Genomic DNA, 16586 nt, shown 5'->3' on the forward strand with positions numbered 1-16586 from the left:
CCGGCGCAGGTCAGCCCACCACGGACCGCAGCGGGATGCCGCCGGCCTTCAGGGTGCGGACCAGGTCACCCAGGAACGGGTGCTCGTCGGCCTGGAGGCCCTGCGGGTTCGGGATCGTCAGGTACGCCGAACCGTCGGCCTGGGCGACCGTGGCGGTGGCGGTGAACGTCTCCACCACCGCCTGGGTACGCCCGAGGTCGCCGGCCGCGACCTCGATGGTGATCGGCCGCCACTCGCCACCCTGGTCGTCGGCGACCGGGGCCGCCGCCGCGGCGGCGCGGGCCGGGTCGACGGTCGGGGCGGTCCGCGGAGCCACCCGGGCCGCCGGCGCGCCGCTGCCCGGGTAGAGCAGGGCGTTGGCCACCAGGTGCAGGCCGTTCTCGTTGTACGCCCGGAACAGCGGGTTGAACGCGAACAGCACCGCGCGACCGGACCCGGTCGGCTCGTCCACCAGCGCCACCGTGCCCTTGAGCGCGTCGGCGTTGACGGTGTAGCCGTTGGCCCAGAACGTGTCACCGGTCGGGTAGGTGAGCACGTTCGTGCCGGTGGTGCTCGGATTGAGGATCGAGTCGTTGTTGTTGAACTCGAAGTCCTCGGCCGGGCGGCCCAGCGAGACCGGGCTGTCGGCCACGTCGACGCGCAGGTGCGAGCCGACCACCGTGTACCCGGTCGGCTTGGGCTTCTCGGTGGTCGAGGTGAGCCCGGCCGCCCGCGCCATCCGGGTGCCCTGGTTGCGCAGGCCGATGTACGTCCTGCCCGAGGCGACCCAGGCGCGCAGGTTGGCCTGGCCGGCGGCGGTGAGACCACCGGTGGCGTTGCTGCCGTCCGGAACGAGCAGCACGGTCCGCCCGGTGAAGGCGGCCGTGTTGTCGTTGATGTCGGCGGTGGTGACCGGGGTCAGGTCCAGCCCCCACCGCTTGCCCAGCACGTACCGGGCCTCGCCGTGCGAGCCGGAGGTGGTGGTGATGCCGGTGCCCTGGAACAGCCCGACGTCCGGCAGCCCGATCGGGGTGCCGACCGCGCCGGTGGTGTACGGGGTCAACGTCACCCCGAACTCCTTGGCCGACCTGTTCAGCTCCCGGGTCAGGTAAACGGCCGGGAAGCTGACGCTGCCGGTGTCCAGGTCACGGCGGAGTTCGACGCCCTGGCCCAGCAGGCTGAAGGCGTACTCGGCCGCGGCGGCGGAGTCCAGCTCGAAGCTGTACGAGCCCTTGTTCGGCGGCGCGGCGAGGATCTTGCCGCCCCCGGTGTCGACGATCTTCTCGATCAGCTCGGCGTTGGGCCGGACGTCCGATGCGGTGTAGACGGCGTTGACGCCCATCAGCAGCGGGTTGCTCCAGGACGACACGTCGTAGAAGTACGGGAACGGCACGTGCGGGTCCTCGCCCATCACGGACTGGATCCAGTGCTTCTGCGGCTGGTTCATCGGGATCCAGTAGGAACCCTCCGGCACGGTCAGGTTGGTCGCGCTGCGCCCGCCGAAGATCCTGGCGGTGGGCAGCCGCAGCGGCTTCCTGACCTGGTACACCTCGACGTCCATCCGGCGCAGCCGCTCGACGAGCTGCCGTACGTCGGCGAGCTGCCGGTCGGGCAGCAGGAAGTACGACCGGATCTCCTGCGCCGGCACCGGGAACTGCACCGAGTTGCCCGGCTGGAGCACCTCGTTCGGCTCCAGGGTGCCGGCCCGGCCCTGCGCGAGGGCGTCCCGCCACTGCTGGAAGTAGCCGGTCAGCACCTCCTCCCGGTGGGCGGCGGACCAGCCCAGCGTCGACCACATGACGTTGAACTGCTGCTGCACCCGGTCGGGCAGGGCCGAGGCGCTGCCCTTCTCCAGGGTCATCCCGGCGGCGCCGAAGCCGGCGGCCGGCACGGTGTCGCCGTACCCCATGAAGAAGAGGTCGTAGGTCGAGTAGTTGAAGTAGCACTCGGTGGTGACGCCCGCGCCGCAGGCGCCGTTGTAACCGAACCCGGCCTTGTTGGCGTCACCGATCCGGTTGATCCAGTCGACCACCTGACCGGAGATCTCGTGGTGGATCGGGTCGGCGTTCGGCGGGAAGAAGTACTGCCGGCCGCCCATCTCGTGGGCGTCGATGAAGACCTGCGGCGGGTAGCGCCGCATCAGCTCCAGCTTGCCGTCGGTCTCCTGCTGGGTCCGGGCGAACCAGTCCCGGTTCATGTCGAAGCCGTACTCGTTCTGCCGGCGGTTGGCGTCGCGGCCGTCCGGGTTCTGCGTCGGCACGACGATGGTGACCAGGTTCTCGTTGCGCTCGGCCACCTCGCAGGAGAGGCCGGCGGCCAGCTCGTACAGGGTCTTGAGGGCCGCGTCGGTGCCGCTCTTCTCGCCACCGTGGACGTTCGCGGTCACCCAGACGATCGCCGGGGCGTCGGCGGCGATCTCCTTGGCCCGCTGCGCCGTCGTCGTCCGGGGGTCGCGCAGCGCCGTGATGTCCTCGGCGAGCGCGCGCAGGTTCGCCGGCCGGACGTTCGTCTCGGTCGAGACGATGGCGTACGGCAGCGGCTGCCCGAGCACGCTGGTCGTCATGACCCCGGTACGGACCCGCTTGGAGGCCCCGTCCACCGCGGCGAGGTAGTTGTTGACCTCCTCGTTGGTGACCGGGCGCTCCTGGCCGGCGCCGAGCGGGAAGCCGAGGAACTCCTCCGGGCTCGGTACCGAGGCCAGCCGGGCGGTCGGGTCGGTGCTGCAGTTCGACGTGCTGGTGGTGGCGCTCGCCGAGGTGCCGACCAGGACGGGCATGGTGCTCGCCAGCAGGATGACCGTGGCGGCACCCGCCAACCGGCGCACGCCCGTCGCGCGCGACGGTGACATGGTTTGTCGCATCTGGTTCCCTTCCGGGATATTGATCGAGACGACACCGAGCGTATGAGCTGCGATTTCGCAAGGGAAGGCGCGGTTCGTGGTTCTGTGCCACCAGCCGGGAGCCGGCAACCGCACGGTGCCCCGCACCGCCATCGATCGGCCACCCCGGCCCACCCGGACGGCCCCACCGCCACCCCCACCCCGCACGCCCGCCCCCGCCCCTCACCGCACCCTCCCCGCGATCTTGCAGTTCCGGCCCCTGGAAAGGGCCTCATGCGGCATGTGCCGGGGCGGCAACTGCAAGATCGCCGGGGCGGGGGCGAGGGGCGGGGGCGGGGAGCGGGGTGGGTCAGGTCAGGCGGAAGGTGCTCTGGTGGGCGGGGACGGCCGGGCCGACGGTGAGCCGTCCGTCCTCGTGCCGGAGGAAGGCCGAGGAGACCCCGGCGAGGCGCAGCGAGACCCGCCCGTTCGCCCGGGGTACCCGGTGGAAGCTCGCCTGGCCGGCGAACCCGGCGTCGTCGCGTGCCGGGTCGAGTCGGACGGCGCCGTCGACGACGCGCAGGTACCAGCCGGGCTGGTCGACCGACTGGACCGACACCGTGTCCGCCCCGGCCAGGCCGGCGCCGATGCGGAACTGGGTGTCGGCCAGTGCCCGGGAGTCGGTGTCCACCACGACGGTGGACCCGACGTGCCGGACGAAGGTGTACCGGCTGGCGTCGGCGGGGGAGAGCCGCACGATCGGGCCGCCCGCGCCGACCGGGATCCCGAACAGCGGGGTGCCGTCGGCGTCCCAGTAGAGCTTCTGCACCCGGGCGTGCCGGTTCGGGTCGTACAGCGGGTCGCCGGTGATGTCGCGGTAGTCGCGGGCGTGGTACACCAGCACGTCGGTGACCCCGTCCTCGGCCACGGTGAACGAGTTGTGCCCGGGGCCCCACCGCCTGGTCTGCTCGTTGCTGACGAAGACCGGCTCGGGCCGCTTCACCCAGGACCGGTGGTCCAGCAGGTCCGCGTCGGCGTCGGCGGTGAGCAACCCCATGCAGTACCGGGAGTCGGTGGCGCTGGCGGAGAAGGTCAGGAAGACCCGGCCGTTGCGGACCAGCACCGCCGCGCCCTCGTTGACCGCGAACCCCTGCACCTCCCAGGAGCGGGTGGGGGTGGCGATGCGCACCGGCTTGGTGGCCAGCGTCCACGGGTTCGCGAGCTGTGCGATGTAGAGGCTGGAGTTCACCGCGATCTCGGGCTCGCTCTGCGCCCACACCAGGTACCGGTGGCCCCGGTGGGCGAAGGTGGTGGCGTCGAGGGCGAAGCTGTCCCACTCGGTGCGGATCTGTCCCCGCAACTGCCAGCCCGCCGGGTCGCGGGGGTCGGCCAGCGCGGACTCCAGCACGTACATCCGGATCCGGAACACGTCGTCGGAGTCACCGGCGGCGAAGTAGATGTACCACCTGCCGCCGATGCGGTGCAGCTCCGGCGCCCAGATGTGCCCGCCCAACCGGCCGCTGGCCGGTCGCCGCCAGACGACGGTCTCGGTCGCCGTGGCCAGGCCGGCGATGGTGGGGGCGCCGCGCACCACGAGCCGGTCGTACTCCGGCACCGAGCCGGTGAAGTAGTAGGTGCCGTCCACCGGGTGGGTGACGAACGGGTCGGCCCGCTGCGTGACGAGCGGGTCGAGGGTCGGGACGCCGGAGACGTCGGCGTCGGTCGGGGCGGGGGCCGTGGGTGCCGCCCCCGGCGCGGCGGCGGCCCCGGCGGGGAAGCCGGCGACCAGCCCGGTCGCCGCGACGCCCAGCCCGCCGCGCAGCAGCATCCGTCGGCTCACGTCGTACGTCATGGCTCTCCTCACCTGGTCCCGATGCGGATGAAGGTCACGGAGTACGGCTCGAAGGTGTGCGTGAAACTCGACGTGACGCCGTCGAGCGACGTGGTCACCGGCTGGACCGGCTCGGCCGAGCGGGTGTTCTGCTCCCCGGGGTCGCCGCTGATCACGGTCATCCGGGCGGTCGGCTCGACGGCCAGGTCGCCGAGGTCGATCCGGGTGACGGCGGCCTTCTCCTGGGCGTTGACCACCTTGACGATCACGTCCCCGGTGGCCTCGTCGGTGGTGACGACGTGGGCGAACGGGCGGGTGACCCGGTCGTCGGTGAACTCGCCCCACACCTCGCCGTCGAGCAGCAGGGTCACCCGGTTGCCCCGGACCTTGACCGTGATGTCGTACGTGGTGCCGGTGGTGACCTGGTTGGCCCTGGAGATCAGCGTCTCCTTGGCCCCGTTGGTGGCCTTCTCCACCGCGCCCAGGGTGTTGTTCCAGCCACCGAGGTTCCACCAGTAGTAGGTGCCGGCGTCCTTGACCCCGAAACCGATGAGGAATCCCTCGGCGCCCGCGTTCTTCTTGGCCTTCAGCGACAGGTCGTAGTCACCGGTGGTGATGTTGCCCGCCTTGACCAGGGTGTCCAGTGCGGCGGTGTCGCTCTGCGTGTACCCGCCGCCGGAGACCGACCAGGTGCCCCGGTGGGCCAGCGGCGTCCACTGGCCCGCCCCGGCGGAGAAGTCGTCGCGGAACAGGACGGTGCCGTCCGGGGCGGTCACCCTCACGTCGCTGTAGGTGGCCGAGGTGGCCCAGGTGGACAGGCCGATCGAGCCGGTGATGTCCTGCGGCCCGAGCGTCGGACCGGTGGCCAGGGTCGGCACGGTCCGGTCGCCGACGTTGGTCATGAACAGCTTCTGCACCTGGTAGCTGGTGGTGCCCCAGGACTCGTCGTTGTCGAACCAGATCAGGTCCGGTCGCCACTGGACGTGGTCGACGTTGGCCAGCAGCGGCGCGTACGAGGCCATCTCGACCACGTCGGCGTTGCGCTCCAGCCCGGTCATGAACGCCGCCTCGGCCAGCGAGTTGAACAGCTTGGCGTCGCGGGAGGCGTACTCGCCGAGGAAGACCTTCGGGCCGGCGCGGTCGTAGCTGTCGTAGCGGGTGTTGTTCTGCAGGAACCAGGCCGGGGAGTTGTAGTAGTGCTCGTCGACCAGCTCGACGCCGGCGTCCCGGTTGAGCTGCCAGAGCCGGTCGAAGGTACCGCCCGAGGAGGCCGGCCCGGAGTTGCTGACCACCACGATCTCGGGGTGTGCCGCCTCGATCGCGGCGCGGAACCGCTGGAAGTTGGCGAAGAACTCGTCGGGCAGGTTCTCCTCGTTGCCGACCGCGACGTGGGTGAGGCGGAACGGCTCCGGGTGCCCCATGCTGGCCCGCAGTCCGCCCCAGGTGGAGGTGACCGGTCCGGTGGCGAACTCGATCAGGTCGAGGGTGTCCTGGATGTGCCGTCGCAGCAGCGCCTCGTCGACCGTGGCGCGGTTCTGGCCGCAACCGGTGACCAGGGCCGGCACCACCGGCAGCGGCATCGCGCCGATGTCCTCGGCGAACTGGAAGTACTCGTAGTAGCCCAGGCCGTAGGACTGGTTGTAGCCCCAGAAGTTGGCGTTGGTGGCGCGGGTCTCGACCGGGCCGACGGTGTCCTTCCACTGGTAGGAGCGGGCCCGCGGCCAGTTCGAGGCGGCGTCGTAGCCGTACATGCTGCCGGTGTTGACCAGGCAGCCGCCGGGGAAGCGCACGAAGCCCGGCTTGAGCGCGGCGACCTTCTCGGCGAGGTCCCGGCGCATGCCGTTGGGTCGGGCGCGGAAGGTGTCCCGGGGGAAGAGCGAGACCATGTCCAGCCGGACCGTGCCGGTGCCGGCGGCCAGCACCGACAGCCGCCCGGCGTCGGAGGTGCGGTGCGCGGTCAGGGTGGCGGTGTACTTCGTCCAGGTGTCGCCGCGCACGGCGACCCGGGTGGCCACGGCCAGGTTGCGGCCGTCGGTGTCGCGCAGCGCGACGGTCAGCCGGGTGCCGGCCGCCGCGTCGGTACGGGCCCAGACCGAGAAGTCGTACCGCCTGCCGGCCTCGACGGCGATGCCCCGGTTGAAGCCGGAGTTGGTCACCCCGAACCGGCCGGCGTCGGGGTTGCCCAGGGTGAGCCGCAGGTGGGTGCGGTTGCGGTCGTGCAGCCGGTGGCCGTCGTCGACGGGGGTCGCGGTGCCGGCCCCACCGTCCTCCGTGGTCGGGGTCCAGGCCGTCATCCCGGTGAAGGACTGGTTGTCCACGGGCAGGAACTCGAAGGAACGGTTGCGCACCAGTTCGGCGTAGAGGCCGCCGTCGGCGGCGTAGTTGATGTCCTCGAAGAAGACGCCGTACATGGTGTCGCGGATCGGGACGCCCTGGGTGGTCGGATCGGCGGTGATGGTGTACTCCGGCGCGGGGCCCGCAGGGTCGGCCCGGCTCGGGGCCGCCGGGCCGGCGGTGCTGGCCACCAGCACGGTGACCAGCAGTCCGAGCAGTGGACGTCGTCGGCGCATCGGTGCCTCCAGGTCGGGCGGGACGGGGGGCGGCGCGGCACCCGGGCCGGCGGGTGGGGCGGCCCGGTGCCCTGCTCAGGGCGCTCGCCGATGTGAGCGCTAACAGACTGGGAGTATTGCGAGCGCATCGCCGACAGTCAATAGGTGGGTGGCCGGAGGGGCCGCCGTGAAGCGTGCCGGTAACATCATCGAACGCCGATCTGTCGGCACCGGGCCGGTCGGGCTAAGCTGCCTCCGGTCGGGTCCGGATGCCGGTGCCGCTGCCATCACTCTCCGTGGCTGCTGGGGTGGGGTGGCCGAAGGATCGGCAGATCAGTGCGGGTGTGCCGGTCGTCGACCGGGTTCGCGACGAGGTGCGGCCCGCTCGCGGGGGCGGTCCCGGATCGCGGTTTCGACAATGTTTCCGTCGATGGCTTGACGGGTCGTCATGTGAGCGCTAACACTATGCCCCAGCGCGTCAGCGGAGGTTCACATGAGCGTTACGGCGGAGCCCGGCGACCGGTACGTCATCGGCGTCGACTTCGGAACGTTGTCCGGTCGGGCACTGGTGGTACGGGTCGGCGACGGCGCCGAGCTGGGCACGGCGGTGCACCCGTACCGGCACGGGGTGATGGACGCGGAGCTCACCGCGGCAGACGGGCGGGCGTTGCCGGCCGACTGGGCCCTGCAGGACCCGGACGACTACCGCGACGTGCTGCGCCAGGCGGTCCCGGCCGCGCTGGCCGCCAGCGGGGTCGACCCGGCACGGGTGGTCGGCATCGGCATCGACTTCACCGCCTGCACGGTGCTGCCCACCCTCGCCGACGGCACCCCGCTCTGCGAGCTGCCCGACCTGCGTCACCGCCCGCACGCCTGGGTGAAACTGTGGAAGCACCACGCCGCCCAGCCCCAGGCGGACCGGATCAACGCCCTGGCCCACTCCCGGGGCGAGCCGTGGATCGGCCGCTACGGCGGCAAGATCTCCGCCGAGTGGCAGTACGCCAAGGGCCTCCAGCTCCTGGAGGAGGACCCGGAGGTCTACGCCCGCGCGCAGCGCTGGATCGAGGCGGCCGACTGGATCGTCTGGCAGCTCTGCGGCACCGAGACCCGCAACGTCTGCACCGCCGGCTACAAGGGCATCCACCAGGACGGCCGGTACCCCTCGGCGGAGTACCTGGCCGCGCTGAACCCCGGCTTCGCCGACTTCGTCACCAAGCTCGAGGGGCCGCTGGCGCAGCTCGGCGACCGGGCCGGCGGGCTGACCGCGCAGGCCGCCGCCTGGACCGGCCTGCCCGAGGGCACCGCCGTCGCGGTCGGCAACGTCGACGCCCACGTCACCGCCGCCGCCGCACAGGCCCTCGACCCGGGCCGCCTGGTCGCCATCATGGGCACCTCCACCTGCCACGTGGTCAACGGCACCGAGCTGGCCGAGGTGGCCGGCATGTGCGGCGTGGTCGACGGCGGGATCAGCGCCGGTCACTGGGGCTACGAGGCCGGCCAGAGCGGCGTCGGCGACATCTTCGCCTGGTACGTGCAGCACGCCGCCCCCGCCGGGTACGCCTCGCACGAGGCGCTGACCGAGGCCGCCGCCGCCCAGCCGGTCGGCGCGCACGGCCTGGTCGCCTTGGACTGGTGGAACGGCAACCGGTCGCTGCTGGTCAACCACGACCTGAGCGGCGTGCTCGTCGGGCTGACCCTGGCCACCCGGCCGCCGGACGTCTACCGGGCGCTGCTGGAGTGCACCGCGTACGGCACCCGGATGATCATCGAGGCGTTCGCCGAGGCCGGGGTGCCGGTCGACGAGTTGATCGTCGCGGGTGGACTGACCGGCAACACGCTGCTGATGCAGATCTACGCCGACGTGACCCGGCGTCCGCTGGGGATCATCGGCTCGGCCCAGGGGCCGGCGCTGGGCTCGGCGATCCACGCGGCGGTCGCCGCCGGCGCGTACCCCGACGTGCCGGCCGCCTCGGCCACGATGGGCCGGGTCGACCGGGACGTCTACCGGCCGGACCCCGAGCGGGCCCGCGCCTACGACGCGCTGTACGCCGAGTACCGGCGGCTGCACGACCACTTCGGCCGGGGCGCGGACGACCTGCTGCTGCGCCTGCGCGCCATCCGCAACGCCGCCCGCACGGCGGCGGACCCCGACGTGGCCGGTCCGGCCGCGACCCCCCTGGAGGTGGTGGCATGAGCGAGCGCACCGAGCGGGTCACCGGCGCGGCCGGCCGGGTCGGCGCCGAGCGTGGCGAGGTGACGGCATGAGCGTGCGGGACGCCGCGGTGGCGCGGCTGCGCGAGCAGGTCGCCACCCTGCACGGCGAGCTGGTCCGGTACAACCTGGTGGCCTGGACCGCCGGCAACGTCTCGGCCCGGGTGCCGGGGCATGACCTGCTGGTGATCAAGCCCAGCGGGGTCTCCTACGACGACCTGAGCCCCGCCACCATGGTCGTCTGCGACCTGGACGGGGTCGTGGTCGACGGCGACCTGTCGCCGTCGAGCGACACCGCCGCGCACGCCTACGTCTACCGGGCGATGCCGGAGGTCGGCGGGGTGGTGCACACCCACAGCGGGTACGCCACCGCCTGGGCCGCCTGCGGCGAGGCCATCCCCTGCCATCTCACCGCCCAGGCCGACGAGTTCGGCGGCGAGATCCCGGTCGGGCCGTTCGCGCTGATCGGCGGGGACGACATCGGCAAGGGCATCGTCGCCACCCTCTCCGGGCACCGCTCCCCGGCGGTGCTGATGCGCAACCACGGCGTCTTCACCATCGGCCGGGACGCCCGGGCGGCGGTCAAGGCGGCGGTGATGTGCGAGGACGTCGCCCGCACCATGTACCTCGCCCGCACGCTCGGCCGGCCGGTGCCGATCGCCGCCGAGCACGTCGACTCCCTCTACGACCGCTACCAGAACGTGTACGGGCAGTCCGGCGCCCCGGTCGGCACGGCCTGAGGGCGCCCGCCCCGCGCGTACCCCCGGCCGGTCGGCGGCCCACTCCACCGCCGGCGGCCCACCCAGTCGGTCGGCGGCACCACCACCGCCGGCGGTCCACCCCGGTCGGTCGGCGGCCACACACCACCGTCGGCGGTCCACCCCTGCCCGTCGCCCCCCGGCGGCGGGCCGGGAGCTCACACCCCCACCTCACCCCTCAAGGAGCCAACAGATGTTGAAGACCGGTACGTTCACCCGGCGCGGGCTCGGCACCCTCCTGGCCGCCGGTCTGCTGGCGGGTGGCCTGGTCGGCTGCGCCAACAGCGACACCGGCGGCGACGGCGGCGACAGCGGCGACGGCAGCGGAAACGGCAAGATCGTCCTCGGTTTCTCGCAGGTCGGCGCGGAGAGCGGCTGGCGGACCGCGAACACCACCTCGGTCAAGGAGGCCGCGGCGGAGGCCGGCATCGAGCTGAAGTTCGACGACGCCCAGCAGAAGCAGGAGAACCAGATCAAGGCGATCCGCAACTTCATCCAGCAGAAGGTGGACGTGATCGCCTTCTCGCCGGTGGTGGAGTCGGGCTGGGACACCGTGCTCAAGGAGGCCAAGGACGCCGACATCCCGGTGATCCTCACCGACCGGGCGGTCGACTCGGCCGACACGAGCCTCTACAAGACCTTCATCGGCTCGGACTTCGTCAAGGAGGGCCGGCTCTCCGGCGAGTGGCTGGTGGAGGAGAAGAAGGCCGCCACCGGTCCGGTGAACATCGTCGAGTTGCAGGGCACCACCGGCTCGGCGCCGGCCAACGACCGCAAGAAGGGCTTCGCCGAGGCGATCGCCGCCAACCCCAACCTGAAGATCGTCGCCTCGCAGAGCGGTGACTTCACCCGGGCCGGCGGCAAGCAGGTCATGGAGCAGTTCCTCAAGGCCAACCCGAAGATCGACGTGCTCTTCGCGCACAACGACGACATGGGCCTCGGCGCGCTGGAGGCGATCACCGCGGCCGGCAAGGTGCCGGGCAAGGACATCACCATCATCACCATCGACGCGGTCAAGGACGGCATGCAGGCCCTCGCCGACGGGAAGTTCAACTTCATCGCGGAGTGCAGCCCGCTGCTCGGCCCGCAGCTCATGGACCTGGTGAAGAAGGTGCACGCCGGCGAGTCCGTGCCGACCCGTGTCGAGACCGAGGAGACCACGTTCACGTCTGAGCAGGCGAAGGCCGCCCTGCCCACCCGGAAGTACTGACCGACCGGGGCCGCCGCGCACCCCGCGCGGCGGCCCCGGCGCTGCGAAGGAAAGGGCTGGTGGGATGTCGCAGAGGCATCCGGTCCTGACGATGACCGCGATCAGCAAGATCTTCCCCGGAGTACGCGCCCTCGACGGCGTCGACTTCCGGCTCTTCCCCGGTGAGGTGCACGCCCTGATGGGCGAGAACGGCGCCGGCAAGTCCACCTTGATCAAGGTGCTGACCGGTGTGTACGGCACCGACGCCGGCACCGTCACCCTCGACGGCGCCCGGGTCTCCTTCACCGGCCCGATGCAGGCCACCGCGGCCGGGGTGAGCACCGTCTACCAGGAGGTCAACCTCCTGCCCAACCTCTCCGTGGCGGAGAACATCTTCATCGGCCGCGAGCCGCGCCGCCTCGGCGTGGTGGACTGGCGCGCGATGCGCCGGCGGGCGGCCGAGCTGCTGGCCCGCATCGACCTGCACATCGACGTGACGGAGCTGCTCGGCAGCTACTCCCTCGCGGTGCAGCAGATGGTGGCCATCGCCCGCGCGGTCGACGTGCGGGCCCGGGTGCTGATCCTCGACGAACCCACCTCCAGCCTGGACGCCGACGAGGTCGCGCAGCTCCTGCGGATCATGCGTCAGTTGCGCGACGACGGCATCGCGATCCTCTTCGTCACCCACTTCCTCGACCAGGTGTACGGCATCGCCGACCGGATCACCGTGCTGCGCAACGGCCGCCTGGTCGGCGAGTGGCCCACCGCCGAGCTGCCACAGCTCGCCCTGGTCGAGAAGATGATCGGCAAGGAACTCGACGCGCTGGAGAGCATCGACGCCGACGCCGGCAACGACCCGGAGGCGGTCGCCGCGGGCCCGCCACTGGTGACGGCCGACGGGCTGGGCCGTACCGGCTCGGTGGCGCCGTTCAGCCTCACCATCCACCAGGGCGAGGTGGTCGGCCTGGCCGGCCTGCTCGGCTCCGGCCGGACCGAGGTGGCCCGGCTGTTCTTCGGCGCCGACCGCGCCGATCAGGGGCAGCTCACCGTGGACGGTACGCCGACCGCGATCCGCAACCCGGTGGCCGCGATCGACCGCAACATCGCCTTCTGCTCGGAGAACCGTCGTACCGAGGGACTGGTCGGCGAGCTGACGGTGCGGGAGAACATCATCCTGGCCATGCAGGCGGCCCGGGGCTGGCTGCGCCCGGTGCCCCGGCGCCGGCAGGACGAGCTGGTCCAGCGCTGGATCGAGGCGCTGAGCATCCGGCCGGCCAACCCGGACCTGCCGGTGCGCAACCTCTCCGGCGGCAACCAGCAGAAGGTGCTGCTGGCCCGCTGGCTGATCACCGAGCCCCGGCTGCTGATCCTCGACGAGCCGACCCGGGGCATCGACATCGGCGCCAAGACCGAGATCCAGCGGCTGGTGGTGAAGCTCGCCGACGGCGGGATGGCCGTGCTGTTCATCTCCGCCGAGCTGGAGGAGGTGCTGCGACTCAGCCACCGGGTCGCGGTGATGCGTGACCGGCAGATGGTCACCCAGCTCACCAACGACGACACCCTCGACGCCGACCGGGTCATGAGCGCCATCGCCAGCGGCGGCCACGAGGAAGGAGCACCGGCATGAGCACCCTGCGGAGCCGGCTGCCGGCGGTCACCGGGCACCGGCTGTTCTGGCCGCTCGTGGTGCTGGTGCTGCTGATCGCCGCGAACACCGTCTACCGACCCAGTTTCCTCTCCGTCGAGCTGAAGAACGGGCACCTGTACGGCAGCCTGATCGACATCCTCCGGCTCAGCGCGCCGCTGATCCTGGTGGCGCTGGGCATGTCGCTGGTCATCGCCACCGGCGGCATCGACCTCTCGGTGGGCTCGGTGGTGGCCGTCAGCGGCGCGGTGGCCTGCCTGTACATCAGCAAGCAGCCCGACCAGAACAGTCTCGGCGGGGTCGTCACCGCGCTGGCCCTCGCGTTCGGGGTCGCCCTGCTGCTGGGGGTCTGGAACGGGACGCTGGTCGCGGTGATCGGCATCCAACCGATCATCGCCACGCTGATCCTGATGGTCGCCGGGCGGGGCCTGGCCCAGCTCGTCACCCAGGGGCAGATCATCACCGTCAACAGCGACCCGTACCGGACGATCGGGGTCGGGCACCTGGTCGGCCTGCCGTTCGCGATCATCGTCGCCCTCGCCGTGACGCTGCTGGTGGCGGTGCTGACCCGACGGACCGCGCTGGGCATGATCATCGAGGCGGTCGGCGGCAACGCCGAGGCCAGTCGGCTCGCCGGGGTCCGTGCCCGGCGGATCAAGCTCCTGGTCTACGTGGTCAGCGCGGCCTGCGCCGGCGTCGCCGGGTTCATGATGACCGCCAACGTCTCCAGCGCCGACGGCAACGCCGCCGGACTCTGGGTGGAGCTGGACGCCATCCTCGCCGTGGTCATCGGCGGCACCTCCCTGGCCGGCGGCCGGTTCTACCTCGGCGGCACCATCGTCGGCGCGCTGCTCATCCAGACCCTCACCACCTCGGTCTACGCGATGAGCATCGACCCGCAGACGGCCCTGCTGTTCAAGGCCGTGGTGGTGATCGTGGTCTGCCTCATCCAGGCCCCGGCCTTCCGGGCCCGGCTGCGGCGGCGCACCGCGCCCCCGACCCCCCCGACGACGCCCGCCGAGCAGCAGAAGGAGCAGGTCCCGGCATGACCACCACACCACTGGCCGCACGCGTCGACCGGGCGTGGTGGCGGGTGCCCCCGCGGCACGTGCCGGTGCTGGCCACCCTCGCCCTGCTGCTGGTCATGTACGGCATCGGCGTCTCGCAGTACCGCGCCTTCTCCAACGTCCAGGTCGTCTTCAACATCTTCATCGACAACGGCTTCCTGCTCGTGGTCGCGGTCGGCATGACCTTCGTGATCCTCACCGGCGGGATCGACCTGTCGGTCGGCTCGGTGGTGGCGATGACCGCGATGGTCTCGGCCTCGCTGCTGCGCTCCGGGCTGCCACCCGCCCTGGTGCTGCTGATCGCGCTGCTGATCGGCCCGACCCTCGGGTTCGCGATGGGCTGTGTGATCCACTTCTTCGACATCCAGCCGTTCATCGTCACCCTGGCCGGGATGTTCTTCGCCCGGGGCATGTGCACCTGGATCAGCGCGTCCTCGATCCCGATCACCGACGGGTTCTGGACCACGATGGCCCAGGAGCGTATCCGGATCGGGGAGAGCTTCGTCAGCATCAGCGTCCTGATCGCCGTGGCGGTGGTGCTGCTCGCGGCCTTCGTGCTGGCGTACACCCGGCTGGGCCGCAACGTGTACGCCATCGGCGGCAACCCCCAGTCGGCGCTGCTGATGGGGCTGCCGGTGGCCCGTACCAAGATCGCCGTCTACACCATCAGCGGGCTCTGCTCGGCGATCGGCGGCATCATGCTCTCCTTCTACACCCTCTCCGGGGCGCCGCTGATCGCCGTGGGCATGGAGTTGGACGTGATCGCGGCGGTGGTCATCGGTGGCACCCTGCTCACCGGCGGCTCCGGCTACGTGTTCGGCACCGTCCTGGGGGTGCTGGTCCTCGGCGTGATCCAGACCCTGATCACCTTCGACGGCACGCTCAACTCGTGGTGGACCAAGATCGTGATCGGTGGCCTGCTGTTCGCGTTCATCCTGCTCCAACGCCTCGTCGGCATCCGCAAGAAGTGATCCCACCCGTCCATCGGAAGGCAACCCCATGACGAGCTCATCACCGGCCGCGCAGGTCTGGTTCCTCACCGGGAGCCAGGGCCTGTACGGCCCGGAGACCCTGCGCCAGGTGGCCGAGCAGTCGCGGCAGATCGCCGCGCAGCTCGACGCCGACCCCGCGATCCCCGCCCGGGTGGTGTGGAAGCCGGTTCTCACCTCCAGCACCGAGATCCTGGCCGTCTGCCGGGACGCCGCGGTGCAGGGCGCGGTCGGGGTGATCGCCTGGATGCACACCTTCTCGCCCGCGAAGATGTGGATCTCGGGTCTGGACTCACTGCGGACCCCGTTGCTGCACCTGCACACCCAGGCCAACGTCGAGCTGCCCTGGGCCGACATCGACATGGACTTCATGAACCTCAACCAGGCCGCCCACGGCGACCGGGAGTTCGGGTTCGTGCAGACCCGTCTCGGGGTGGCCCGCAAGACGGTCGCCGGGCACGTCAGCAACCCCGAGGTGGGCGCCCGGATCGGGGCGTGGGTGCGGGCGGCGGTCGGGCACGCGGAGCTGCGCTCGCTGCGGCTGGCCCGCTTCGGCGACAACATGCGCGACGTGGCGGTCACCGAGGGGGACAAGGTCGAGGCGGAGCTGCGCTTCGGCGTATCGGTCAACACCTACGGCGTGAACGACCTGGTGGCGGTCGTGGACGAGGTGCCGGACGCGCGCGTCGACGAACTGGTCAAGGAGTACGACGACAGCTACCGGCTGGTCGCCGGGCTGCGCCCCGGTGGGGAGCGGCACGACGCGCTGCGCTACGCCGCCCGGATCGAGGCGGGGCTGCGGGAGTTCCTCACCACCGGTGGGTTCCGCGCCTTCACCACCAACTTCGAGGACCTCGGCGGGCTGCGGCAGCTCCCGGGCATCGCGGTGCAGCGGCTGATGGCCGACGGGTACGGCTTCGGCGGCGAGGGCGACTGGAAGACCTCCGTGCTGGTCCGCACGCTCAAGGCGATGTCGGTCGGCGCCACCGGCGGGACCTCGTTCATGGAGGACTACACCTACGACCTCACGCCCGGCCAGGAGGTGATCCTCGGCGCGCACATGCTGGAGGTCTGCCCCAGCATCGCCGCCGGCACGCCGACCGTGGAGATCCACCCGCTGGGCATCGGCGGCCGGGAGGACCCGGTGCGGCTGGTGTTCGACGCCCGGCCCGGCCCGGCCGTGGTGGCCGGCCTGGCCGACATGGGGGAGCGGTTCCGGCTGGTCGCCAACGAGATCGACGTGGTGGAGCCGCCGCAGCCGCTGCCGAAGCTGCCGGTGGCCCGGGCGGTGTGGCGGCCCCGGCCGTCCCTGGCCACGTCGGCGGAGGCCTGGCTGACCGCGGGGGCGCCGCACCACACCGTGCTGTCCCAGGCGGTCGGGGTGGAGGAGCTGCACGACCTGGCCGAGATGGTCGCCACCGAACTGGTGGTCATCGACGCCGGCACCACCCCCCGCCGGTTCGCCCAGGAGCTGCGCTGGAACCAGGCCTACTACCGGTTGGCCCGGGGATTCTGACCGGGACCACGGTGGCCCCGCCGGGCCCGACCGC

The 16586-nt window shown here is 71.7% G+C and carries 10 protein-coding genes; 7 read left to right on the forward strand and 3 right to left on the reverse strand.

The genetic code is table 11. The features are described from left to right. Positions 1-10: 10 nt before the first annotated feature. From ACQUFX_RS06535 to ACQUFX_RS06545, 3 genes are all read right to left on the reverse strand, one after another. Positions 11-2839, reverse strand: coding sequence for a M14 family zinc carboxypeptidase (locus tag ACQUFX_RS06535; protein WP_428965123.1), 2829 nt, complete (start codon positions 2837-2839; stop codon positions 11-13). Positions 2840-3167: 328 nt separating this feature from the next. Continuing rightward, positions 3168-4649: a family 43 glycosylhydrolase gene (locus ACQUFX_RS06540; RefSeq protein ID WP_428965124.1), complete on the reverse strand. Its 1482-nt coding sequence runs from the start codon at positions 4647-4649 to the stop codon at positions 3168-3170. 8 nt (positions 4650-4657) lie between these two features. Then, positions 4658-7198, reverse strand: coding sequence for an alpha-L-arabinofuranosidase C-terminal domain-containing protein (locus ACQUFX_RS06545; protein ID WP_428965125.1), 2541 nt, complete (start codon positions 7196-7198; stop codon positions 4658-4660). 472 nt (positions 7199-7670) lie between these two features. Here ACQUFX_RS06545 and araB point away from each other — a divergent pair, with 472 nt between their 5' ends. From araB to araA, 7 genes are all read left to right on the forward strand, one after another. After that, positions 7671-9371, forward strand: coding sequence for a ribulokinase (gene araB, locus ACQUFX_RS06550; RefSeq protein WP_428965126.1), 1701 nt, complete (start codon positions 7671-7673; stop codon positions 9369-9371). A gap of 67 nt (positions 9372-9438) precedes the next feature. Continuing rightward, complete coding sequence (locus tag ACQUFX_RS06555) at positions 9439-10128, forward strand: L-ribulose-5-phosphate 4-epimerase (RefSeq protein ID WP_428965127.1); 690 nt, start codon at positions 9439-9441, stop codon at positions 10126-10128. Positions 10129-10339: 211 nt separating this feature from the next. Beyond that, entirely contained in the window at positions 10340-11356 is a 1017-nt protein-coding gene (locus ACQUFX_RS06560) for an ABC transporter substrate-binding protein (protein WP_428965128.1), read from the forward strand. A 64-nt stretch (positions 11357-11420) separates the two neighbouring features. Further along, positions 11421-12962 carry a sugar ABC transporter ATP-binding protein gene (locus ACQUFX_RS06565; RefSeq protein ID WP_428965129.1) on the forward strand — a complete coding sequence of 514 codons (1542 nt, stop codon included), beginning with the start codon at positions 11421-11423 and terminating at the stop codon, positions 12960-12962. Then, positions 12959-14029, forward strand: a complete 1071-nt coding sequence (locus ACQUFX_RS06570) for an ABC transporter permease (RefSeq protein WP_428965130.1) — start codon at positions 12959-12961, stop codon at positions 14027-14029. Before ACQUFX_RS06565 ends, ACQUFX_RS06570 begins: the two co-directional genes overlap by 4 nt. Beyond that, positions 14026-15018, forward strand: a complete 993-nt coding sequence (gene yjfF / locus ACQUFX_RS06575) for a galactofuranose ABC transporter, permease protein YjfF (protein WP_428965131.1) — start codon at positions 14026-14028, stop codon at positions 15016-15018. The genes ACQUFX_RS06570 and yjfF overlap by 4 nt, the downstream gene beginning before the upstream one ends. Positions 15019-15046: 28 nt before the next feature. Further along, on the forward strand, positions 15047-16552 hold the full coding sequence (gene araA / locus ACQUFX_RS06580) for an L-arabinose isomerase (protein WP_428965132.1): 1506 nt from the start codon (positions 15047-15049) through the stop codon (positions 16550-16552). Positions 16553-16586: the final 34 nt, after the last annotated feature.

The sequence above is a fragment of the Micromonospora fluostatini genome, assembly GCF_050410825.1.
GTDB classification, from domain to species: Bacteria; Actinomycetota; Actinomycetes; order Mycobacteriales; family Micromonosporaceae; genus Micromonospora; species Micromonospora rosaria.

Bases quoted from the DNA above. Each gene is read 5' to 3' on its own strand.
- araB (WP_428965126.1), top strand. From the start codon at position 7,671: ATGAGCGTTACGGCGGAGCCCGGCGACCGGTACGTCATCGGCGTCGAC.
- ACQUFX_RS06540 (WP_428965124.1), bottom strand. From the start codon at position 4,649: ATGACGTACGACGTGAGCCGACGGATGCTGCTGCGCGGCGGGCTGGGC.
- yjfF (WP_428965131.1), top strand. From the start codon at position 14,026: ATGACCACCACACCACTGGCCGCACGCGTCGACCGGGCGTGGTGGCGG.
- ACQUFX_RS06565 (WP_428965129.1), top strand. From the start codon at position 11,421: ATGTCGCAGAGGCATCCGGTCCTGACGATGACCGCGATCAGCAAGATC.
- ACQUFX_RS06570 (WP_428965130.1), top strand. From the start codon at position 12,959: ATGAGCACCCTGCGGAGCCGGCTGCCGGCGGTCACCGGGCACCGGCTG.
- ACQUFX_RS06555 (WP_428965127.1), top strand. From the start codon at position 9,439: ATGAGCGTGCGGGACGCCGCGGTGGCGCGGCTGCGCGAGCAGGTCGCC.
- ACQUFX_RS06560 (WP_428965128.1), top strand. From the start codon at position 10,340: ATGTTGAAGACCGGTACGTTCACCCGGCGCGGGCTCGGCACCCTCCTG.
- araA (WP_428965132.1), top strand. From the start codon at position 15,047: ATGACGAGCTCATCACCGGCCGCGCAGGTCTGGTTCCTCACCGGGAGC.
- ACQUFX_RS06545 (WP_428965125.1), bottom strand. From the start codon at position 7,198: ATGCGCCGACGACGTCCACTGCTCGGACTGCTGGTCACCGTGCTGGTG.
- ACQUFX_RS06535 (WP_428965123.1), bottom strand. From the start codon at position 2,839: ATGCGACAAACCATGTCACCGTCGCGCGCGACGGGCGTGCGCCGGTTG.